The organism is Flavobacterium amniphilum, assembly GCF_023634845.1.
Lineage (GTDB): Bacteria > Bacteroidota > Bacteroidia > Flavobacteriales > Flavobacteriaceae > Flavobacterium > Flavobacterium amniphilum.
On sequence record NZ_JAMLJL010000001.1, the window covers coordinates 135,036 to 157,126 of the forward strand.

19 protein-coding genes are annotated in these 22,091 nt (G+C 38.9%); 4 read left to right on the plus strand and 15 right to left on the minus strand.

Translation table 11 applies throughout. From position 1 onward, the window contains the following. The 11 genes from NAT51_RS00575 to NAT51_RS00625 all read right to left on the minus strand — a co-directional run bounded on the left by NAT51_RS00575 (position 1) and on the right by NAT51_RS00625 (position 13,198). A complete protein-coding gene (locus NAT51_RS00575) occupies positions 1–3,030 on the minus strand; it encodes a hypothetical protein (protein WP_250594016.1) in 3,030 nt (1,009 codons plus the stop codon). A gap of 10 nt (positions 3,031–3,040) precedes the next feature. Next, positions 3,041–6,205 (minus strand): baseplate J/gp47 family protein, encoded by a 3,165-nt coding sequence (locus NAT51_RS00580; protein ID WP_250594018.1) that lies wholly within the window; start codon positions 6,203–6,205, stop codon positions 3,041–3,043. Between the two features lie 70 nt (positions 6,206–6,275). Continuing rightward, positions 6,276–6,692, minus strand: a complete 417-nt coding sequence (locus NAT51_RS00585) for a GPW/gp25 family protein (RefSeq protein ID WP_250594019.1) — start codon at positions 6,690–6,692, stop codon at positions 6,276–6,278. A gap of 13 nt (positions 6,693–6,705) precedes the next feature. Further along, positions 6,706–6,996: a PAAR domain-containing protein gene (locus NAT51_RS00590; protein WP_250594021.1), complete on the minus strand. Its 291-nt coding sequence runs from the start codon at positions 6,994–6,996 to the stop codon at positions 6,706–6,708. A 1-nt stretch (position 6,997) separates the two neighbouring features. Next, positions 6,998–8,698 carry a phage baseplate assembly protein V gene (locus NAT51_RS00595; RefSeq protein ID WP_250594023.1) on the minus strand — a complete coding sequence of 567 codons (1,701 nt, stop codon included), beginning with the start codon at positions 8,696–8,698 and terminating at the stop codon, positions 6,998–7,000. A 4-nt stretch (positions 8,699–8,702) separates the two neighbouring features. Next, positions 8,703–9,467 carry a CIS tube protein gene (locus tag NAT51_RS00600; RefSeq protein ID WP_250594025.1) on the minus strand — a complete coding sequence of 255 codons (765 nt, stop codon included), beginning with the start codon at positions 9,465–9,467 and terminating at the stop codon, positions 8,703–8,705. Then, positions 9,464–9,640: a DUF5908 family protein gene (locus tag NAT51_RS00605; protein ID WP_250594027.1), complete on the minus strand. Its 177-nt coding sequence runs from the start codon at positions 9,638–9,640 to the stop codon at positions 9,464–9,466. Before NAT51_RS00605 ends, NAT51_RS00600 begins: the two co-directional genes overlap by 4 nt. Before the next feature lie 11 nt (positions 9,641–9,651). Next, positions 9,652–10,110 carry a phage tail protein gene (locus NAT51_RS00610; protein ID WP_250594029.1) on the minus strand — a complete coding sequence of 153 codons (459 nt, stop codon included), beginning with the start codon at positions 10,108–10,110 and terminating at the stop codon, positions 9,652–9,654. 5 nt (positions 10,111–10,115) lie between these two features. Beyond that, a complete protein-coding gene (locus NAT51_RS00615) occupies positions 10,116–10,556 on the minus strand; it encodes a phage tail protein (RefSeq protein WP_250594031.1) in 441 nt (146 codons plus the stop codon). 29 nt (positions 10,557–10,585) lie between these two features. Next, complete coding sequence (locus NAT51_RS00620; RefSeq protein WP_250594033.1) at positions 10,586–12,502, minus strand: phage tail sheath C-terminal domain-containing protein; 1,917 nt, start codon at positions 12,500–12,502, stop codon at positions 10,586–10,588. Between the two features lie 36 nt (positions 12,503–12,538). After that, the gene (locus NAT51_RS00625; RefSeq protein ID WP_250594035.1) at positions 12,539–13,198 is read right to left on the minus strand and encodes a DUF4255 domain-containing protein; all 660 of its coding nucleotides are present in this window, start codon (positions 13,196–13,198) and stop codon (positions 12,539–12,541) included. Between the two features lie 281 nt (positions 13,199–13,479). Here NAT51_RS00625 and NAT51_RS00630 point away from each other — a divergent pair, with 281 nt between their 5' ends. Continuing rightward, positions 13,480–13,983 (plus strand): nuclear transport factor 2 family protein, encoded by a 504-nt coding sequence (locus NAT51_RS00630; RefSeq protein ID WP_250594037.1) that lies wholly within the window; start codon positions 13,480–13,482, stop codon positions 13,981–13,983. A 451-nt stretch (positions 13,984–14,434) separates the two neighbouring features. On the opposite strand, the gene NAT51_RS00635 is transcribed toward NAT51_RS00630, so the two are convergent. Continuing rightward, positions 14,435–15,388: an L-threonine 3-dehydrogenase gene (locus NAT51_RS00635; RefSeq protein ID WP_250594039.1), complete on the minus strand. Its 954-nt coding sequence runs from the start codon at positions 15,386–15,388 to the stop codon at positions 14,435–14,437. 121 nt (positions 15,389–15,509) lie between these two features. Between NAT51_RS00635 and NAT51_RS00640 the strand changes: the two genes are divergently transcribed. The 3 genes from NAT51_RS00640 (at position 15,510) to NAT51_RS00650 (ending at position 19,907) form a co-directional block, all read left to right on the plus strand. Further along, entirely contained in the window at positions 15,510–16,133 is a 624-nt protein-coding gene (locus tag NAT51_RS00640) for a hypothetical protein (RefSeq protein ID WP_250594041.1), read from the plus strand. A 60-nt stretch (positions 16,134–16,193) separates the two neighbouring features. After that, a complete protein-coding gene (mfd, locus tag NAT51_RS00645) occupies positions 16,194–19,493 on the plus strand; it encodes a transcription-repair coupling factor (protein ID WP_250594485.1) in 3,300 nt (1,099 codons plus the stop codon). 90 nt (positions 19,494–19,583) lie between these two features. Then, on the plus strand, positions 19,584–19,907 hold the full coding sequence (locus NAT51_RS00650; protein WP_250594043.1) for a hypothetical protein: 324 nt from the start codon (positions 19,584–19,586) through the stop codon (positions 19,905–19,907). Positions 19,908–19,978: 71 nt separating this feature from the next. Here the strand turns inward: NAT51_RS00650 and NAT51_RS00655 are convergent, their stop codons facing one another. The 3 genes from NAT51_RS00655 to NAT51_RS00665 form a co-directional block, all read right to left on the minus strand. Beyond that, complete coding sequence (locus tag NAT51_RS00655) at positions 19,979–20,641, minus strand: aspartate kinase (protein ID WP_250594045.1); 663 nt, start codon at positions 20,639–20,641, stop codon at positions 19,979–19,981. 72 nt (positions 20,642–20,713) lie between these two features. Next, on the minus strand, positions 20,714–21,073 hold the full coding sequence (locus NAT51_RS00660) for a YraN family protein (protein WP_250594047.1): 360 nt from the start codon (positions 21,071–21,073) through the stop codon (positions 20,714–20,716). Beyond that, the gene (locus NAT51_RS00665) at positions 21,073–22,038 is read right to left on the minus strand and encodes a S66 peptidase family protein (RefSeq protein ID WP_250594049.1); all 966 of its coding nucleotides are present in this window, start codon (positions 22,036–22,038) and stop codon (positions 21,073–21,075) included. Before NAT51_RS00665 ends, NAT51_RS00660 begins: the two co-directional genes overlap by 1 nt. Between the last annotated feature and the right edge of the window lie 53 nt (positions 22,039–22,091).

The following is a 22,091-nucleotide window of genomic DNA, read 5'->3' on the forward strand; positions in this document are numbered from 1 at the left end:
TTATAAAGTTCCTAATGATGTACTTCCCAAGATGATTGGGTTTTTAGTTTCACTGATTTGACAATCGTATAAGTTACCTTCCGGATAAATTGTATTGAGCTCTTTTAAGGCGACAACCAATTCATGCAGCGAGTTTTTATATTTTAGCTGATCGCTGTTTGTGAGTGTGTTTTCACAATATTTCAATCGGTAATGACGGTAATCCTCCAGCCATTTCTTGTAGGTTTTCTGAAATCCAAGCATGTCACTTGCATTTACCCAGCATATTTTCAGTAAAGCGTGAGCAGGCGCTTCCTGACGGAATACTTTTTCGGCATATTTTCTGAAAATTAAACTCTTGAAGCGTGATAAATAACCCGGCAACACAATGGTAGCTTTAAACGAATATGGATCATTACTGGCTTCATCATCACAATCATCATTCAGACAAACCGTAAGCAAATCGTCATCCGAAAAATTCGAATTGTTAAACGGTCGCAATAAAATATGCTCCAAACAATAAAAGTTTTCATAGTAGAGATTGAGCTTTTTTATCAGGTATTCCAAATAGTCATAAGCCTCTTCCGGTGTATCAAATTTCTTTTCAAAACGGGCTACTTTTAAAGTATCGTTCATCAGATACAAGTAAAATTTACCGGCATAACTATCAATTTTGTAAAGGTTCTGATCCAGAAAGTGCAATTGGGCCCACTCCCATTTTGCTGCCAGATCTACACCCGGTGAGACAATTTTGAACAAATAATCTTCTAAAGTTGTCTCCACGGTCCATTGCGTTTGCGGACCTTCTTCGGTCACGATATCCCGCAACGGAATTTCATCTATACCCAGAAGACGGGCAACCCTTCTTTCATAACCGCCCCTATGATCAGAATTCCAGAAAGTATTAAATTCCAATGCGCCGGTCGTACCATTCAAACCTGCATTCAGATAGTCTATTCCGAGTCCGCGGTTGCTGCTGATATCAGCATAGTCGCTGATAAAACGTTGTTTGTCTTCGATTAAATCGACATTATCAAAAGCAAGCGAACCCATTCCGGAAGTATCCTGCGTAACCTGATACATCATAAACACGTAATCATTGAAACTTTCTGAAAAACGGGCGATAAGATGATCTAAAGCCCTGTTCCTGCGATCGTAAAAAGTAGTTTTGGATTCATACAACGAAACTTCATCATTGATAAATTCTCCTTTTAACAAAGCATCTTTTAATGCATTGGTAAATAACGATTTCGAATAAAACTCATCTCCTGTCCAGTCATTTTTTTCCAGGAAAGTTGGAAAATAAGTTCGATCCAGTGTATTTGTGTCCAAAAGATCTTTCGCATTATAGAGTTGACTAAAAAAATCGGCCAAAAGCTGTTCATAAAAATACAGGTAACCTTTTAACTGTTTAGCCTGTGCTTTACGTAATGTCGTATCTTTTTCGGAAATGATATTTTTACCCAAACCATAAGTTGCCGGAAATTCATCCTGGATACTCTGGTATTTTTTAAGTTCAAAATAATCCCCGTTTTCGATTGTAAAATCATTTTGCGTATTTTTCAATTTCTTCTGCTGGAACTGTGCTTTGTATAAGATTACTTTCTGTTCAACCAGCATTTGTTGGTTCTCAGAAAGAAGAAAAGGAATATTTTTCTGGAATAATAAAAGTTTGGATTGTGCGATACTGAATACCGGTTTTACTTCTCCCGAAAGTTCCAGTACCCAACTTTTATTCATAGCTCCCGTAATGGGTTTCCCTAAATTATTATAAGCCGTCATCAATAGGTTTTTCACCGAATGAACACCTTCCACTTCCATTAGGATTGCGATAATATCTGAAGCATGGATTTCTTTTGCCAATGTTGCTTTTTCTACTTCTTCATCTTTTAAGAATCCGTGAACAAGCCTTGGTCCGAGAAAAATATCTTCCGAATGCCAACCTTCGTTTACCAGTTGCATCAAGGTATAGAAGTTGATTTTCGGACTGATCACATTGTCAATCGCAATTTGGACACGGGTCATTACCTCAACCGGATCGGCTCCCGGTTCCAGTTCAATATCGGCACAAACAGCAATGTTTACTTTTTCAATGACTTCCGTACACAAAAAATCTTCGGTCAGATTTCTATTTTGTTGCAGTTTAAGCGCAATTGTCGAGAAAATTTTCTGGATTTTATTCTTCTTCTGTTCAAAAAGGGAAATCACTTCACAAACAGGAGCTTCGGTACTGAAATGCTGTACGATTAAATCAGCTTCTGCCGGATCTTCAGGGAAAATCCTGAAATGCAGTGAATCAGTCGGTTTTGTATACCGGTTCACAATCAGCATCACAATATCCTGAACCTTCTTCACGCTGTCGATTGTAATTTTAGAAGGTTTGTTCATCTTTTTGAACAACTGTGAACCAGGATGGTTCCAATCTGTAAACTGCGGGATAATTTTAAAGTTCACCCAACGGTTATCTTTCCAGAAAGCATACTCCAAAAGTAAGGTATTCAAATCGCCCAGGATAGGATCTTCATCCAGTTCAATTTTAACTTTTCCTAAACCGCGTAAAGCTAATTTCGGAAGGATATTATTTTTTTTATCTTTATTTTTCAGACTTAATTTATCCTCCAGTTTATTGATATATAAGTTCGCTTCGGCATCATTTGGTAAATAATACCCATAAGCATCTTTCTCTTTTTTAACCGCCAGCAACCAAGCGTTTGAAACTCCTTCGATGTCTATCAGCATCTTGCGGTAATCCATGACTGTTAGTGGTGCATTGGTAAAAATAGTGGCTGGGGAAAAGAAAGTTTTATTACTGATTAAACCGTCTTTATTGGTCAGGATATCCTTGATGTCGAAATCGGCACGGTAGCCTAATTCGGTTATGGCATAGCATAAAACATCCAATATAGTTATCCCTGGATCATGCGGATTATAATCAGTCCAAAACTGTTGTCCCAACTGCTCAATATACTGCATACCTGCCTTGTACAGGTATTGAAAATCCTGTGACGGGAGTAGCTGTCTGTCTTTTGATATGTAAAATTCTGTTTGCATGGCCTGTCTTTTAAATTTCCTTTATCTGATGTGTTTCGGTTGGTACAAAAAGTGTAAAATCGGTTTGTGGTGTTATCTTATTCAGATTTTGGATCGGGCTTCCCTTAATTTTGTAGTTTTCATCCAAAAGATATTGATCAACCTTAAAATCGGTTATATAATCTACATAAGGCTGGTTGTCCAATAATTGAATGACAGATGAGAACTCAATACTTCCTGCAAAGCTGACTTCAGCAGTATCATAAGCCCACGGACTCAGGTATTGGTTAAGAGTCGTCATGAGTTGCTGAATATATAATCGGGTATCCATGCCTTCCTGTACGTGGAATTTTACTTTAAAATTAACCTTAACCATTTCCGGTTTTGGAGGCTTCACATTAATGCGGGCATGCGGTGAATTGACTTGCATCAGAAACTCCTTAATCGCCAACATCTTTGAAAGACTTAACAAAGGTTTCCAGTTAATATTTTCTGAAGGAGATGATTTAGCTATCGGAATTAACGTCACATAACCGGCTGCCACATTTGAAATCTTTGTATCGTAACGGTAATGATTGAGCGCTTTTACACGGTATACTTCCGGAAATTCCTGCAATATGATCCGTTCATAATCCCATGTTGTTATGGCTCTTTTTTTATGGCGCAAACGCTCGCTTGTACGTGTGTATAAAGAATTGTCCAATTCTCTGAGCCTTCCTCCGAAAGAGGCATATGGCTGTTGGATTTTTTTAATTCCGTCGATTGATGAATATAACTTACTGATGGTTTCCTTTGGTGTCACTTCCAGGAATTCAGTTCCGATATTGTCATAATCAGTCAGTACCGCTTTCAATGCCTGCACATGTATACCCATCCATTTACAAACTGCCTGGATATTGGAAACGGAAATACGTATCCAAAATAAATCAGCTTTCAGTATAGTATTCTTTGATGCTTCAAATTCGGGAATACTCACGGCAACCAAACCTGATTGTGTAAGTGATCTTGTTTCGTCACCAATGGCATTCGGTTCAAATTCGGTCCACGTATTTTTGGTTAGATAATGCCATGAAATGGAAGCTGGTTGTAATTGCGGATTTGCCGTCCCTTCTTCCAATTGGAGTAAGAATGTAAGTCCGTCCTGTGGTTGCACTTTATCAAATCCCAGATAAATATATCCCTGTTGTGATGCAAATGCTGAAAAACTGATGGCTCCTTTTATTTTTTGGGCATAGCCGAAAGGCAGAATGTGGTACAATTCCACTTTATTATGCTGACCATCGGCCTTTGCAGCCAGATTGATGGTTTCTTCCACCGAATAATTGAACACAAATTCTTTAATCCTTGGTTTGTAAGGAAAAGGTTCGTCATGCTCTTTATCGGCACTGGCTTTTATATATTGCTGGATGTATTTTTCTCCCTCATAATCTTTATAATCAAGTTCGATCCTGAATTTGCCGTTAGAAACAATTTCATCTGTTATGATTTCATCAAAATGGAGATCTTTCAATGGATAAGCATTTGTGATACTGCTTAGTTTATCCTGGGTTACAATCCACTTTCCGTCGTCCAGATTGAAAATATTCACCTTGTCGAAAATCCAGTCTTTCTTTTTTTCACGTGTTTGCCCTCTGCCTATTCTTATTACTTTATCGGTTTTAATCTGGATTGAAGCTGATGCTTTTCCTTTCATGAAAAATTCATTGGATGCCAATATAATTCCGTTATCGTTTTTCGGGAATTCCCCGAAAGGATAGAATGGTTTTTCAACATCAATACCTCCGAAATCAGATTCCAGTACAAAAGATTTAAATTGGTTCACATTTATCCTGATTGCTATCGTTTTAACCGAAGCGATGATGGATTTGTTTTTAGGGATAATCTTTAAAACCGGATAATCCGTATTCAGTAAAATTTCAGGATGTAGCTTGGCATTGTAAGGTATAATAGCCTTTTCCGTTGCCGGGATGATTAATTGTATATGGGTTTTGCTTTGATTTTTGGGATCTTTAACATCCTTCTTTTCCGTTACCTGAATCAGTTTTTTCTCTCCGGTAAGGTAAAATTCAAAATCAGCCGCATTGTGATTCTTGTCGTTGAAACGAAGCGTTATGATACGCTCACCGCTTTGCAGGAAAAGAATGGGACTGGCGATAAACAAACCTTCCTTGAATTCTTCTTTTTTGGTAGTAAAACAATCGAAACTTTTCCCTTTCCCGTTTACTTTCAATAAATCCTGAACGCTGTAAAAAGAATCCGTTTCCCTATGATAGCTGCAAAACGAACTTAATTTTATCCCGTTAACAGTCTGATCAGCAGTTGAAGCATAAAATTTCTTTTGTCCGATGCTGTTTTTACCGGCCAGAAAAATAGTGTTTTTAGGTACTAAAAAAGGCTTGGTGTTGAATGGTTCCAATACAAGATGCACATAATCCGGTGAAGCCGATTGGTTTTCGGTATGCAAAACATCCTTGTAATAAAAGTCCAAATGTCTTTTTGTAAACTCATTAAAATGGTTTGCAGCCACTTTCATCAGTTTAATAAAAGCGAGAAAGAGTGCGTAATGCGGTGTATGCTTCGTATAACTGTTTAATTGAAAAGTAATTGCATTTGCCGAAAATCTTTTCCATGAAAGCAACAGTCCGAACAATTGCTGCATACTTTTGACAAAAACATAGTTTTGAAGTAAAGCAGGAATATCGTTAGAAGCTGTAATCAAATCCAGAACCGTTGTGAACTGATTTTTGATTGCGTAAGAAGATGAAATCAGATTTTCCTTTTCCGGAATTTCGCTATCCAATGTTTCCGCGCTTTTGACTAATTTTTCAAATTCTGTTTCAATATCCTTAAAATACTCATGAAGCTTCGCCTTTTGGGTTACAGGATTTGCATTGAGCAGTATTTCATTCTTTTTGACTTCGAAGAGACTTTGTTGCATTTCAATATTCCATCCCGCGATGTAAATCAATATGGCTGTTGATTCCTTTTTGAAAAAGGCAGACCAATCCCCGTCTGAAATATCAAATTCGTTATAAAAGGACACATACTTGGAGAGACGTTGAATAAACAGGATAAAATCTTCTTCTTTTCTTTCGTCGATCAGGAAAAAGTTGGTCTGAAGTGCAGGACGCAGTCTTTCTGTCTGGGTTGTCCCCATTCCTTCATGTATGGATAATATTGTGTTGCAGTTTTTCATTTTCCCTGATTATGGTTTAATCTGTAGAAATTCATAGTTGTTTTAAGGTAATCCGTTTGTCTCTTATGTATTAAGGAGATTTTACGAATGTTCCTTCTTCCATGTAATATGGGAATACAAAATTCTTTCTCGAATTTGTTGTCCTGATTCTATATATAATTTCGATTTTAACGACACCGTTATTGACATTTTCTGTATGGAATTCAACATCCATTAAATCAATCCTTGGTTCATAGTGAAGGATGGCATTTTGAATGATTCCTTTCATTTTCGTCAATAATGTGACTGTAATATTTTCATACAGCATGGCACTCAGGTCACACCCGTAGTCAGACCGCATCACACGTTCTTTTAACTGGGTGGAAAGAAGTATGTGCAGGCTCTGGAAAATATCTTCTTCATCTGAAACAGTTTCCACCCCACCTTTCAGGTTATTGAAAGTGGGCGGGAATCCCCAACCTGTTCCTAAAAATGATTTATCTTTCATAGTTTTTGTTTTTTTATCCTCCAATGATAACCGTTGGACAACCTGCAACCACGACACCTCCATGCGTTGTGGAATCCCCCATTCTTACAGCGGGTTTTCCGCCAATCATGACAGTTGATGATCCGGCTACCAAAGAATCTGTTGGTCCGGTACATACACAACTGTCTCCCACCACTGATGCGAAAACACCACCAATTAATACCGTTGTATTTCCTCCCGGTAATAAAGGGCCTCCCACATGTGGTACGGTTCCGTTTACCATCGGACATGTATGCATATCTGTTGCTCTGGCTGCTGCTCCCATTTTAATTTAAGTTGATCACTGAACCTTTTAATTCCATTGTGCTCGAGGCATTCCCTGATATTTGTATGCCTTCGATTTTGACATTGCTCTTAGCTTTCAGATTCAGGTCTTTACAACTTTCAATTGTAATTCCCTGATCGTTCATGGTGATTTTGTTTTTATTTTCATCTTCCAGTACAAACCCTTTCAGGTCGTCACTGATAGTTAAGACATTCCCTTTTTTAGTACTGATTTCGATACTTTTCTTTTCATCATCCATGATGATTTTTGTTCCTTCCTTCGTCACAAAACCCTTCAGGTAATTTTCTTCTTTAATTGGAAAAGGCATGGCTTTAGTACTGCTGTAAAGACTTCCGAGAATGATGGGAGCATCGGGATTATTACCAAGACAACCTACAATTACCTCATCACCAATGCTGGGAATAAAATAGCTTCCCATTTCATTAGCCGCGTTCAGTGTCGCTAATCTTGCCCACACTCCTTCCCCTTTTTCGGATAAAAGCGGCATGCGGACTTTTATTCTGAATTGATTGTTTGGATCTTCAACAATTTGGGTTACCACACCAATCTGTAAGCCGTTAATTTTGTTTGACTGTCCGGCTTCGGCATGTCCGTTATTATTTCCGGGCGTCGTATTTTGTGTGAATGGCTTATCACTTTCCAATCCGAAAACATATTCAGTTTTCCAGCAGCCTCCTTCAATATTGTGGGTTTCCTGAGTAATTAACAAGGGTCTGGAATCCTTATCTGTTGTATCGATAGTCGGATTTACCTTATTAAAACCGATGTAATCACCTGCTTTTGCTTTCAGGTTACCGAATGTGGTCACTTTCCCTTGAATGTATGCGATGTTACTTCTCTCAACACCTGCATCAGTTATTCTTTTTTCTGTGGGTTTACTTACCGGTTGGTTCAGTTTGATTACATGATCATTCTCAGGACCTTTCTTCGGGTTAGTGCTTGTTGCCTTTTGTGTTTCCTGCTTCTCGATATCCCATGATTCTATTGTAACGGATGATTTTATTTTTTGCGGATCCGTTTTACCCGAAAACGAAAAAACATTGATTCCGTTTTCAGCCATATATACAATTTCTTTTTTCTCCTTAAGAATATCGATTCCGGTGAAGTTTCCGTTTCGTAGAGCCACAGGCATACCAACTGCATCCAAATACCCTACAAGATAATCCCAGGGTGGTGTTGATGTGTTATGTGTAATCTTTTCTTTTCCCCATTCCTGTCCCTGCAGGTTATCGCTTAAAATCAGATTCTTGGTAAAAAGAGTCAGTTTATCTTCAAAGGTCTGATTATTGTTTTCTGCTTCTTTAGTTGGAAGTGTAAGATTATATCCCTTGTCTTTGCATTCAATTTTGATAATACACAGATCATTTTCTTCCTGTGTATCCAATGATTTTATAATTCCCTTAAATAATGTTTCCGCTTTTCCTTCGAAACTTACTTTTACTTCAATTTCCAGAAGCGGGTCCTCCGGTTTTTTGATTAAAACATCGATGGGTAACTTTTCCTCTTTATCCTTATCTCTTTTGGACGAAATAAATGAAAACTTGGCAAAAGAAATCTTATTCAATTCAAAATGAACCGTTGCATCTTTTAACAAGCTGTCCAAACCGGTTTTTTCATTGTCAATTAGAAACTCCAGTTTGAGTAATGTTTCGGAAGGATAATAAGGTTTTACAGTTGGCATCTGATTATTTGATTGGTGGGAAATTTATTTTGTCTCCTTGCTGAAGCTGTCTGAAACTCAACAGTTTATTGTTTTTAGCAACATCGATATAGTAATTATTGTCCTGATAAATATCTTCTGATAATAAGGCTAATTTATCATTCATTTTTACCGTTCTCTGGTGTGTTAAATCCGGTGAATTCTTGTTTTCTTTAGCCACCATCAGTTTGTAATTGATGGTTCCCTTGAATCCGCATTTCACTTTGGCACGAATGGGTCTTCCGTCTTTTCTGAAGAGGGAATATTCGATATCCATGCTTTTCACCCGGCAATCGAGAGTATAGCCGCCCCAGAGTAATCTTAAATAAGGGGTTTGATGCGTTTCACTGTTATAACTCATCAATAGTTTTTTAAACTCTTCGACTTCTTTTTCTACAGTTTCCACTTCACCGAAAGGGTTTACCACCGCCGGTTTCATGGTTTCGCCAATTGCGCTTGCCAGATCCATCTCGGGTGCTTTTCCGTCAACGACTTTCCCTTTTGGAACAACTCCTGAACTGTCAAATAAAAATTCAAAGTTGACTTCTTCCCCTTCAATTTTATTGAACTTCAGATCACTGCCGGTAGTTCCCATTGCCTGTCCTTCACAAAAAGCCACATTTTGTTTGATGGTATACTTTTCAGGATTCAACTGGACAAAAATGGTCTTTTCAGGAGGTTCGGTGTATTCTTTTTTCGTGAATACCTCGATACGCATTTTATCGATTATTCCAAATATTCCTTCAATCATCTTTCCGTTTTTTCTTTAATTTTTTCCAATACTTTCTGGGTACATTCCCTTACGATTTCAGCTTTCATTTCCTGCAATTTCAACGGACTGATCTTTTGTGTTGCGTTGAACTGTTCATCCGGGTTTTCCATTACGCTGACTTTGATGCGTAGTTCTTTTATTTCTATAGCCATGGATACTGTTATTAAAAACTAGGTACAGGAATCTCTTTAAAAAAATTGTAGCGCAGCGTTATGGTTTCGATCACAATTTTATTCTCTTCTGCATTGAGATCACTAAACTCATAACTCAAGGGAATAGCATGTGATACATACCATACTTTAACCGGGACCCCATTTTCATTCAGTAATGAAACCACCAGGTTTGCCGGATAAAAAATGAAACTTTCCAAGGCTTGTGTGCACCACATGGACAACCCTGACAAATCAGAGGTTACCCCTCTTTTCAAAACCAGATCCTGATATCCCGACCGGAGGGGCAAATTATGCTTAAAGCGGTTTTGCCCTCCTTCGGTATATGCTTCTGTTTCCATAGTTACTTTCAATCCGGTAACGCTTTGAAAAGTGGTATCAATTGAAAATTGAGGAACCAGTTCAAAAACCACCGAGAAATAAAATCCAACTAAAGGATTACTGCCTGGCATAAAAACTAAGATTTATATTCGACTGTAAATCCGTGGTTAGCTATTTCCACTGTATCGATTGCTGCTTCGTTAGCGTCCGATTTCATATCGGTGCATTTCAGGGAAACGATAAAACAGTCTTTTACTGTCCACACCACTCTTGGCTGTTGGTTTTCGTCCAATAAAGAAATCGTAATCGTTCTTTTCTCCACGGTATTCAGTGCCACGGTATTGTACCATTGGAAGAATTCGTTATCGCCTATAAAAACACCTCTCTTTAGGGTAATGTTGCTCAATTTTTGTAATCCGGGCATTTTTCTTTTGAAGAATTCAGGACTGGAACCAACGCGGTGTTCGATAACATCCATTTCTCTATTCAAGCCTGAAACTTCTGTAAAGGCTATTTTACTGCCACCCCAGCTCACACTAAAATGAAACTTTGGTAGTGGGAAATCCATATTTGGCATATCTTTATCTTTTAAGTGTTAGTAATTGATTATGAACGTTGTTGCATTTGTTTGAATTCCAATATAATGAACTCAGCAGGTCTTGAAGGGGCATACCCTATTTTCACAATCATACGTCCTTCCAGGATATCCTGTGCCGACATGGTTTCTTTCAATCCCACCGATACAAAGAATGCATGTTCCGGTTTTCCTCCGGCCAAAGCACCGTCATTCCAAAGCGTTGTCAGGTAGTTATCGATCATTCCTTTTACGCTAACCCAGGTTTGTGCCACATTAGGTTCAAAAACATACTGCATACAGGCTTTTTTAACTGATTCTTCAATCATGTTAGCCAGTCTTCTTACGTTAACATAGCGCCAGTCGTTGCTGTTTCCGGCCAAAGTTCTTCCACCCCAGACCATGAATCCTTTTCCGGTGAATTTGCGGATGGCATTGATTGATTTTCCGGTTTCATGAATGTTCATGTCTTCCTGATTAGCGTCATTGATATCATCGGTTAACCCTATGATCCCGTTGATGCTCACATTGGCAGGTGATTTCCATACCCCTCTGGTGGCATCTGTTTTAGCATAGATACCCGCAATGGCTCCTGATGGAGGAACGGTATTCAGGGAAACCGACAGTTTAGCAACGATATCAGCATACAAAGGCATATTTGCTACCAAAGTACTTTCCTGTTGCTGGATATAATTTTCAATGGAAGTCAATCCGTTGTTCATGGCATTAAGAATCGATGTTCTTAATTTATCCAGTGCCGATTGTATTTTATTTAAATCGGCGATTAAAGGAGTTGATGTTTCCAATACGCCTGTATAAGGATTAACGCCCGATACGGTCAATGGTCCCCAAATGGCTTCGAAATCAGCAACCACAATAGTGGCAGAGATTACCTTACCACCTGCAAAAACAGCATTGGTACCCGGATCTTTTAAGGTATTATATACCGCTTTAAAATCAATTAAACTTTGCAGGTAAGGACGTAATGAAGTAGCGATTACGTTTTCAGCATACAATTTTAAATCGGCATCCGTAATCGTTGACGTTTTCCCTAATTTTCCTAATAAGGCAACCAGTTTTGCAAAATAAGCATTGGTATTTGAGAAATCATTTGCGATGACCGTTTTGTCTTTATTCGCCTGGAAAGCCGCTTCATTCCACTGGAATACAATTCCTTTTGGAGCGGTTGATTTATACACCAGGTCATACTGCGCTTTGAACTTGGTTATCAAAGGTAAAACGACAGGGTCAGAAGCATAGATACTGGCAAAGTTGACCTGTGCATCTATTTTACTGAATCTGAATTTATAGGTAGAATTGATATTTAAGAAAGGATAGTAAGCCGCACCGTATTTAAGGTTCATGTTACCTACTTTGTCCCTGAAACTTTCACTGCTTGCGATCAGGTTTGTTTTGCTAACCGCGGTTACCGGTTTGATGTCGAATATAGAGAATCTGTCCATCAGATCACTGCATTGCATCAGCATTTGCTGTTGTAGGGACGCCAGGTTATCAGCAGATAAGTTCACGGCATCCGGAGCCACCAATAAGGTAGGTTCATCAAAATTGCGAAGAAGGTTCATACCGTTGATAAATTCGGTTGCCGCTCCAAAAGAAGGGTTGTCCGAGAATTTACCCAATGATACAATGTAACATACACCGCCACCGTTCAGGTAAAATAAAAGAAGGCTGTTGTACAATTTGAATTTACTTTCAGCTACATCATACGTATCGGTACCTAAGTTAATGGTTAGGTTATCCGGGTCAGGTGCACCGCCAAAAATTTGTTCAAACTCCATAAAAGAAGTTATACGGGTTGGAACCGTAGATCCTTTTTGGGTATAACCCACAAAAGCGGGTACTGCAGTTGCAACCTGGGCAACAGAAGGAGGAAAGGCATCAATTTCATTGATATAAACCCCCGGTGTTTTGAGTGAACTTACATTCATGATTAGTTAATTTATTTGTTTGTATTGTTTTGATTGTTACGCGTCAAATTCGCCCGATTCTATGAATCCTACCGGGCTTTTCTTATCGTTTTCCCATAAATTGATTTTAATTTTCTTAACAACATTTTCCTGAGAAACAGGCGATTCCTGAATAATACAGAAGCGGAGTTTATAAAGAACCGACGGCATGTACCGTGACCCCAGATAAGACCACATTTGATTGAGCTGGTCATTTGATAAGCTGACCGACTCCATTGTAATCTTTTGGTAGTGTTCCTGCTGTACTTCAGTTTTTCCCAAATACGTATCGTAATCGATCAGTTCTGAGTCGTCATCCTTGTAATAAAAAGAGTTGTTTTGCTGGAAGTAACTGATGACATTTTTAAGTCGGTCAATTCCATCCAGATACTTAGACAAATCTTTACTGTAAGAGGCAAAGAGAACTGATAAGATCAGATGTTGGGTAGGTTGTTTATAACGGGAGATTTGAGTGTGGTCGTTTGTTTCTTTGATGTAAACCGATTGGTTTCTCAGTGTTTTATCTTCTTCGATATTCACTATGGACATCACGATTGTGGTTTTATTCAGGAGAAAATCGTCACCGTCATTAAGGGTTGCGATATTAGTAATTTCAATATCCGAATCACTGGGATCAACCAGTTTTCTAAGCTTCTCAATAACGGTTTTTAAATTCATTCACTTTGATTAAATCAGGATTTACACTGCAAAAAAAGCACTGATATTCAATGCTATAAAAAACACAACGTAGGTATTGTATTACAAATAAATGAAAAGAAATTGGATTTGTGGTACGGAAAAACCTTACTTTTTTAAGGGTGTTTTTCCTGTTAATTTTTACGTGTTTTTCTCTTTGACAATTAAAATACAGGAATAACAAGGGGTAGGCCATTAATTTGCACCGCCGTTACATTCCTTTCCGATTTTTAAGTACTTTAGTACCTATCAATTTGACAATTATGAGAAAACTACTGCTTTCACTCTTTCTTTTTACGGCATTGGCGAATGCCCAGACCAAGGAAAAAACCGCCATCAATGCGTTATTGGATAATTGGCACAAGGCTGCCGCTGAAGCTAAATTTGATGTCTATTTCGGATATTTATCGGAGGAATCGATATTTATAGGAACCGATGCCACCGAGAACTGGAACAAAAAACAGTTTATGGATTTTGCCAAGCCTTATTTTGACAAAGGTCGGGCGTGGAACTTTACTGCTATCGAGCGCAACATCTATTTTGACAAATCAGGGAAAATAGCCTGGTTTGACGAATTGTTAAACACACAGATGAAGATTTGCCGTGGAAGCGGTGTTATCGTAAAAGAAGGCAAGGAATGGAAAATCAAGCATTATGTATTATCGATGACTGTTCCGAATGACAATATCAATGAAGTCATCAAGGCCAAATCAGCGTTGGAAGATCCACTGATCGAGAAATTAAAAGCTAATTACAAACCGAACTAATTACGGATGGAAAACAAGAATGAGAACCAGCCCAAGAATAAACTGGTATTGCAAATCATTATATTTATAGTAACCTTTCTGGTGGCGTATTTTGGAACAAAACTGGTATTGGGAAAATAAAAAGAGGAACGGTAACCGTTCCTTTTTTATTATCATGTTGCGTAACCACAGTTCAGCAACCGTAGTTTAGCCATATACTACTTTGATATTACTTTGATATTACTTTGATACTGCTTTAGTATGGCTTTAGTATGCGTCAACTACGGGTCAACTACGGGTCAACTACAGGTCAACTACGGGTCAACTACGGGTCAACTACGGGTCAACTACGGGTCAACTACGCCTTACATAGTACGTAACTCCAACCGGAACCCGATCTCTTTATTGTGTTGGTGACATTCTTTTTCAAGAATAATTTCATAAAAAAAGGAACGGTAACCGTTCCTTTTTATTATTTATAAATATGTTCTTTTAACTTACTGATCATTTCAACGGTCATGTTATCCATGTTGAAATCATTCTTCCATCCCCAATCTTCCCTAGCTCTTGAGTCATCGATACTTGCCGGCCAGCTGTCGGCGATTTTCTGACGGAAATCCGGTGCATAATCAATTGTAAAGTCAGGGAAATGTTTTTTGATTTCATCCGCGATTTCTTTCGGGGTAAAACTCATGGCCGATAAATTGTACGACGAACGGATTTTGATCTGCTCGGCAGGTGCCTGCATAATTCCGATAGTTGCTTTAATGGCATCATCCATGTACATCATCGGCAAAGCTGAATTTTCAGATAAAAACGACGTGAATTTTCCTTCCGTGATTGCTTTGTGGTAAATGTCCACGGCATAATCTGTTGTTCCTCCACCCGGAGGCGTACTCCAGCTGATCAAGCCCGGATAACGGATACTTCTCACATCCACTCCGTATTGTACATGGTAGTATTCACACCATCTTTCACCGGTTTGTTTACTGATACCGTAAACCGTTGACGGTTCCATCACGGTATATTGCGGGGTATTGTCCCTAGGTGTTGTAGGTCCGAAAACCGCGATACTCGATGGCCAGTATACTTTTTTGATCTTTCCCGCTTTGGCCAAGTTCAAGACGTGGAACAACGAATTCATGTTCAGGTCCCATGCAAAAGCAGGATTCTTTTCAGCAGTCGCCGAAAGCAAAGCTGCCATCAGGTACACATCGGTAATTTGGTATTTTTCCACCAAATGCTCGATCTGGTTATAATCCAAAGCATTGACTACTTCAAATATACCGTCATTGACTACATCGATATTTAATTTTCTGATATCGGAAGCGATTACATTTTCGTTTCCGTAAGTTTCCCTTAATTTTTGAGTTAACTCGGTGCCTATCTGACCGCAGGCGCCTATAATTAAAATTTTCGTATCCATTTTGAGAAAAGTTGTGCCACAAAGATACGGTTTTCGTTATTTCTAATTTCATTAACACTTACTTATTATTATCCCAAAAACAAAAAACCTTACATTTGCTGTTACATTTTTACAACAGAATATGAAATCATTTTTGACGGTTTTATTGGGTATCTTTTTTATGTTGATTTCATGCAAAGACGACAGTCAGCAGCATGAAATTGAGATTACGAGAGCCAAAAAGGAAAAAGAACTGGTATTTAACAACATCAATAAAGCCTGGAATTTCAACAAGAGAAACCTGACTCCCGAATCACAGAGCATTGCTTCCAACTGGAACGAATGGCGTTTGTTTACCGATGAATTATACCAGAAACCCAAGAGTACCATCGGGGCCTTCCAGCGTAAAACCAAAAGTTTAGTAACTAAAACTGATGCGCTGCAGAATACGATTCCGGCCAAGCTGGACAAAACCCAGATCAGAAGCCGTTTATCTGCCTTGATTACCAAAGTAAAAGCGTTGAATACCTTCATCAGTCTGGACCGTATCCCGGAGAAAAAAGTATTGGCGTTAGTAAGCGATCTGAATTTAGAAGTCAATGCCTTTCAGGATCAGATTGAAGAAATTGTAAGAAGAAGCCAAATCCAGTTAGAAGCCGGAGAAGCCGAAATGATAAAGCGTGCAGGCGGAACCGTTACCGCACCAACCGCACCGGCCCATCCGCCGTTAGAAGAAGAAGTAGAGTCATTTGAAGAAATAAAATAATACCCATTGAGTACCGATTATATCAAGCAGTTATTTACAGAACAGTCTAAAGTCAATTCCATTGCCGGTGCCCTACAGGGTGATGCCAAAATCCATGTGAAAGGATTAATTGGTTCCTCCTTTTCCTTTGTGGTGGAAAGCCTGTTCCGTAAAAAAGAAAATTCCTTTCTGTTGATTTGCAATGAGAAAGAAGAAGCCGCTTATATACTCAACGACCTTGAAGAACTGATAGGCGAAGAAGACGTATTGTTTTATCCGAGTTCGTACCGGAGACCCTACCAGATTGAAGAGACCGACAATGCCAATGTATTGTTGCGTTCGGAAGTACTGAACCGCATCAATTCCCGCAAAAAACCGGCCGTTATTGTTTCCTATCCCGAAGCACTTTTCGAGAAAGTCGTAACCAAAAAAGAACTTGAGAAAAACACCTTGAAAATAGCGGTTGGCGACAACCTTTCGATTGACTTCATCAATGAAGTATTATTTGAATATGACTTCAAACGCGTTGATTTTATTACAGAGCCGGGAGAATTTTCGGTACGTGGGGGAATCCTGGATGTGTTTTCATTTTCCAATGACAATCCGTACCGTATTGAATTCTTCGGAAACGAAGTAGACAGCATCCGGACCTTTGATGTGGCGTCACAGCTTTCGGTAGAAAAGAAAAGCAAGATTACCATCATCCCCAATTTTGAGAACAAGCAATTAAAAGAAAAAAGAGAAAGTTTTCTGGAATACATCAATCCGAGAACCACGCTTTTTATACAGAATACCGACTTGCTTTTAGCCAATTTGGACAAACTGTTTGGCAAAGCCGAAGAAAGCTTTGAAAAACTGTCCAAGGACATCAAGCATGCCTCGCCCGAAGAATTATTCGTTAACCAGACCACTTTTGTCAAACAGGCCCTCAACTTTTCGATTTTTGAGTTGAGCACCAAGCCTATTTTCAAAACCGCGGAAAGTTTCGAATTTGCCATCAAGCCCCAGCCTTCCTTTAACAAACAGTTTGATTTGTTAATGGACAACCTGAAGGAAAACCGCCAGAACGGTATTAAAAACTACCTGTTTTGCGCCAATGAGCAGCAGGCCAAACGTTTTCATGATATTTTTGAGTCGATGGACGAAGAAAACCACGGAGACTTTGCCAAGGATTATGAAACACTGGTTCTCCCCTTGCATCAGGGATTTATTGATGAAGAAAATAAGATTGCGTGCTATACCGATCATCAGATCTTTGAGCGCTACCATAAATTTTCCATCAAAAACGGCTATTCCAAAAAACAGAATATCACCTTAAAAGAACTCAATGCCTTATCTGTTGGGGATTATGTAACCCACATCGATCACGGAATCGGAAAATTTGGCGGATTACAGAAAATACAGGTTGACGGTAAAACCCAGGAAGCCATCAAACTGGTATATGCCGATAACGACATTGTGTATGTGAGCATCCATTCCCTGCACAAAATATCGAAATACAACGGGAAAGACGGTGCACCGCCCAAGATTTACAAATTGGGTTCCGGAGCCTGGAAAGCCCTGAAACAAAAAACAAAAGCAAGAGTCAAACATATAGCCTTCAACTTAATCCAGTTGTATGCCAAAAGAAGACTCGACAAAGGATATGCCTTTGCACCCGACAGTTACTTGCAGCTTGAGTTGGAAAGTTCCTTCATTTATGAAGACACGCCTGATCAGGTAAAAGCCACACAGGATGTAAAAGCCGACATGGAAAACGAGCGTCCGATGGACCGTTTGGTTTGTGGAGACGTAGGATTCGGGAAAACCGAAGTGGCGATCCGTGCGGCATTCAAGGCCGTTGACAACAGTAAGCAGGTTGCGGTTTTAGTCCCTACAACCATTTTAGCTTATCAGCATTACAGAACGTTTAAGGAACGACTGAAAGATTTACCGGTCAACATTAATTACCTCAACCGTTTCCGTACGGCCAAGCAAAAAACAGAAATTTTAAAAGACCTGGAATCCGGAAAACTTGATATCCTTATCGGCACACACCAACTGGTCAACAAAAATGTTGCTTTTAAGGATTTAGGATTGTTGATTGTGGATGAAGAGCAGAAATTTGGCGTAAACGTTAAAGATAAACTGAAGACCATTGCCACCAATGTGGATACTTTGACACTTACAGCTACGCCAATCCCGAGAACCTTACAATTCTCATTAATGGCAGCGAGGGATTTATCGGTGATCAACACCCCACCACCCAACCGTTACCCTATCGATACACAGGTAGTAGGTTTCAACGAAGAAATCATCCGTGATGCCATTTCCTTTGAAATTGAGCGCGGCGGACAGGTTTTCTTCATCAACAACCGCATCGAAAATATCAAAGAAATTGCAGGGATGATCCAACGTTTGGTACCCAATGCCAAAGTAGGAATCGGTCACGGGCAGATGGACGGTAAAAAACTGGAAGAAGTCATGCTTTCGTTCATGGAAGGTGATTTTGATGTTTTGGTGGCAACTACTATTATTGAAAGCGGATTGGATGTACCGAATGCCAATACCATTTTCATCAACAATGCCAATAATTTCGGGTTATCCGATTTACACCAGATGCGCGGCCGTGTGGGAAGAAGCAACAAGAAAGCCTTCTGCTATTTTATCACGCCGCCTTATTCGGCCATGACCGAAGAAGCCAGAAAACGTATCCAGGCATTGGAACAATTCAGTGAACTGGGAAGCGGTTTCAACATTGCGATGAAAGATTTGGAAATCAGGGGTGCCGGAGATTTACTGGGTGGCGAACAGAGCGGTTTCATTAATGAAATCGGGTTTGAAACCTACCAGAAAATCATGCAGGAAGCCATTGAGGAGCTGAAGGAAAACGAGTTCAAGGATTTGTATCCCGAAGAAAGCGATGTGGAAACCAAAGAGTATGTCAAAGACTTACAGATTGACACCGATTTTGAATTATTGTTCCCGGACGATTACATCAACAGTGTGACCGAACGATTGAGTTTATACAACGATCTGGCCATCATTAAAACCGAAGAAAAATTACTGGAATACCAACAACAACTGGAAGACCGTTTCGGAAAATTGCCAAAACCGGCTTTAGCCTTACTGGACAGTTTGCGTATTAAGTGGAAAGCGACTCATATTGGTGTGGAAAGAGTCATCTTAAAGCAAGGTAAAATGGTATGCTATTTCATTGGTGACCAGCAAAGCACGTATTACCAATCCGGACGTTTCCATAAAGTTTTACAATTTGTACAGCAAAACAGCAATTTGTGCAAGATGAAAGAAAAAGAGACCAAGAACGGACTCCGTTTACTCTTAACATTTGAAAATGTGAAGTCAGTGAAAAAAGGGTTGGAGTTAATGGAGATGATTTAATTATCAGCACGTATTGCACACGAGCGAAGCGAACTGACAAAATAAACCCGTGCTATCGGTTTCCAGAACATATAATCATTAATTCATGAGATGGGCTACGAATTTAACATAAAGCACAATTGCAATGAAATCAGGAAAGAACTACCCGAATTAGTCAATATTATTAATACTAATTCTTTCCCGGATTTTGACTTAATTTATCAGGGTGAAGAGAATAATCAATTTCTATTTAATATAAAAATCCATTCTATTCCTGAGCATTCCCGGAAATGGGATGGACATTTATATCTTGATATTGAAAATGCTTATTTAATACTTAATTCAGGAACAAAAAACGAAGTTCAACTAGTTGTGAAATCTATTAATGAATTACTTGTAACAAACAACATTACTACTCTGTTATCTGAGTTATAATCCAATAAAAACAAAAAAATATTGAATTTTAAAATGATATAAAAAAAGCCCTCTTCTTAGGGGCTTTTTCTTTATTTCGTCAATTTCAAGTCTTTAATCACTTTAAACGCTTTATCCACTACATCTTCACTTACCAACACAGTAAACTCATTAGATGTTGAGATTACTTCGTAGATGATGATCCCTTCCCAGGCCAGGCGCTGGAAAATAAAATAATAAATTCCTGAAACCGTTGTGTTTTCCTTAGGAAGCTTCACCGTAACCGAAGATAAATTATCCAGTTTTTGCGTCAGCTTTTCCCCTTTGAAATATTTCTCAACCAAGTGTGTCAGACTATCACTCAACACGATATTCGTTTCATGGACACCGCGTGATGATGTAAAGAACACATCCGGCAAGTCGTTGATTTCTGCAATCAGTTCAGCCTGTTTGGCAAAGATCGTATCAGACACCAAAAAAGTATAATCCGTCAGTGAAGAACGAACGGTAATTTCCCCTATTCCCTTCAGGACTTTTGTTACTTTATGGTTCACCTGAAAGTCCAAATCTTCCGAAAGACGTTTCAAAGCCATAATCACAGCACCCTGTTTGACATCTTTACCCAATTCTGTCTCCAATTCGTCAGAAATGTTTCTGGCCAAAGACGTCAGATTAATGATACCCTGAGACAAGGCATTGAGTAAGAAAGGCTTAGTCTTAATGTAGTTTTCTACAACAGAAGAAATTGTTTTCATTACAATCTTGTTTTAAATTGGATGCAAACATACAAAATAAAACAATTTGTTACAAAAACAACATATTTTTTTTCAAAAGTGATAAAAGGCGTCTTCTAAGTGTTCGATGTTAAATTTACCGTTTTCTCTTACAATTGCTATAATATCGAAACGGATTTCCAGATCGAGTCCTGTTTGTTGGACATACTCATCGATGGCTTTAACGAGTAGTTTAATTTTCTTTTTATTGACAAAATCTTCCGGAGAACCAAAATCAATTGAGGAACGGGTTTTCACCTCCACTACGATCAGCCAGTCCTTCTTTTTAGCAATAATGTCAATTTCCGCTTTGTGTGCCGTAAAATTAGTTTCGAGAATCTGATATCCGTTTTGTTGCAGATAGTCAACGGCAAGCTCTTCCCCTATTTTACCCAGATCGTTATGTTCAGCCATTACTTGTATTCAAAAAAGACTTTAGTACATTCGGCATTTACATCCAATTCAATTTGCGAACCGAAAATCAGGGCACGGTTATCCTGGATATGTCCGGCCGGGAAATTATACACAATCGGAATATTGTATTTTTTGGTCACATCCTCAATAATCTGCAAGGCATCTTTCCCCCACGGGATATCGTTGTCACGCATTTTAGTCATTCCGCCCACCATGATCCCTTTGATACTTTCCAGACATCCGTTTCGTTTCAGGTTCATCATCATACGGTCGATGTGATACAGGTATTCATCAAGATCTTCGATAAAAAGAATTTTGTCGTTGCAGTCAATTGCCGAAGGCGATCCGAACAAACTATATAAAATCGATAAGTTTCCGCCTACCAGTTCTCCTTTGGCTTTACCCAATTTATTCATAGCATGGAACGCAATATCATATTCCAGTCTTTCTTCTCCGAACAAGGCTATCTTTAATGTTTCCTTTGCCGGTTTAGAAGCTTTGGCCACTGTAACCGGCATAATCCCGTGGATGGATTTATACCCCATCGTATTCAAATGACTGTGCAGAACCGTTACATCACTGAAACCGACGATCCATTTCGGATTTTGTTTGAACTTGGTGAAGTCCAATAAATCCAACATGCGCACTGTACCGTATCCTCCACGTACACACCAGATCATTTTAATATTCGGGTTATCGAGTTGTTCCTGAAAATCCTTGGCGCGTTGATCATCTGTTCCGGCCAACTGGTTTAAATCCAGACCGATTGTACTTCCCATTTTAACTTCCAATCCCCAGCTTTTCATCAAATCGACTGCTGCTTTCAGATTATCATCAACATTTTTACGCGCTGTAGCCACAATAGCCACCGTATCGCCTTTCTTTAATAAAGGAGGTGTTATCATCATTTTTTGTGAATAGGATAAATTCGGAATAAGTATTAAAACGATTAAATAGCGAAGCATTACTTATAAGTTATAGTTTCAAAAGTAATAAATTACGAATAGTATTCATGTAT

Excerpts from the sequence above, each read along its gene's own strand:
- NAT51_RS00575 (WP_250594016.1), bottom strand. The coding sequence starts at position 3,030 with ATGCAAACAGAATTTTACATATCAAAAGACAGACAGCTACTCCCGTCA.
- NAT51_RS00580 (WP_250594018.1), bottom strand. The coding sequence starts at position 6,205 with ATGAAAAACTGCAACACAATATTATCCATACATGAAGGAATGGGGACA.
- NAT51_RS00585 (WP_250594019.1), bottom strand. The coding sequence starts at position 6,692 with ATGAAAGATAAATCATTTTTAGGAACAGGTTGGGGATTCCCGCCCACT.
- NAT51_RS00590 (WP_250594021.1), bottom strand. The coding sequence starts at position 6,996 with ATGGGAGCAGCAGCCAGAGCAACAGATATGCATACATGTCCGATGGTA.
- NAT51_RS00595 (WP_250594023.1), bottom strand. The coding sequence starts at position 8,698 with ATGCCAACTGTAAAACCTTATTATCCTTCCGAAACATTACTCAAACTG.
- NAT51_RS00600 (WP_250594025.1), bottom strand. The coding sequence starts at position 9,467 with ATGATTGAAGGAATATTTGGAATAATCGATAAAATGCGTATCGAGGTA.
- NAT51_RS00605 (WP_250594027.1), bottom strand. The coding sequence starts at position 9,640 with ATGGCTATAGAAATAAAAGAACTACGCATCAAAGTCAGCGTAATGGAA.
- NAT51_RS00610 (WP_250594029.1), bottom strand. The coding sequence starts at position 10,110 with ATGCCAGGCAGTAATCCTTTAGTTGGATTTTATTTCTCGGTGGTTTTT.
- NAT51_RS00615 (WP_250594031.1), bottom strand. The coding sequence starts at position 10,556 with ATGCCAAATATGGATTTCCCACTACCAAAGTTTCATTTTAGTGTGAGC.
- NAT51_RS00620 (WP_250594033.1), bottom strand. The coding sequence starts at position 12,502 with ATGAATGTAAGTTCACTCAAAACACCGGGGGTTTATATCAATGAAATT.
- NAT51_RS00625 (WP_250594035.1), bottom strand. The coding sequence starts at position 13,198 with ATGAATTTAAAAACCGTTATTGAGAAGCTTAGAAAACTGGTTGATCCC.
- NAT51_RS00630 (WP_250594037.1), top strand. The coding sequence starts at position 13,480 with ATGAGAAAACTACTGCTTTCACTCTTTCTTTTTACGGCATTGGCGAAT.
- NAT51_RS00635 (WP_250594039.1), bottom strand. The coding sequence starts at position 15,388 with ATGGATACGAAAATTTTAATTATAGGCGCCTGCGGTCAGATAGGCACC.
- NAT51_RS00640 (WP_250594041.1), top strand. The coding sequence starts at position 15,510 with ATGAAATCATTTTTGACGGTTTTATTGGGTATCTTTTTTATGTTGATT.
- NAT51_RS00650 (WP_250594043.1), top strand. The coding sequence starts at position 19,584 with ATGGGCTACGAATTTAACATAAAGCACAATTGCAATGAAATCAGGAAA.
- NAT51_RS00655 (WP_250594045.1), bottom strand. The coding sequence starts at position 20,641 with ATGAAAACAATTTCTTCTGTTGTAGAAAACTACATTAAGACTAAGCCT.
- NAT51_RS00660 (WP_250594047.1), bottom strand. The coding sequence starts at position 21,073 with ATGGCTGAACATAACGATCTGGGTAAAATAGGGGAAGAGCTTGCCGTT.
- NAT51_RS00665 (WP_250594049.1), bottom strand. The coding sequence starts at position 22,038 with ATGCTTCGCTATTTAATCGTTTTAATACTTATTCCGAATTTATCCTAT.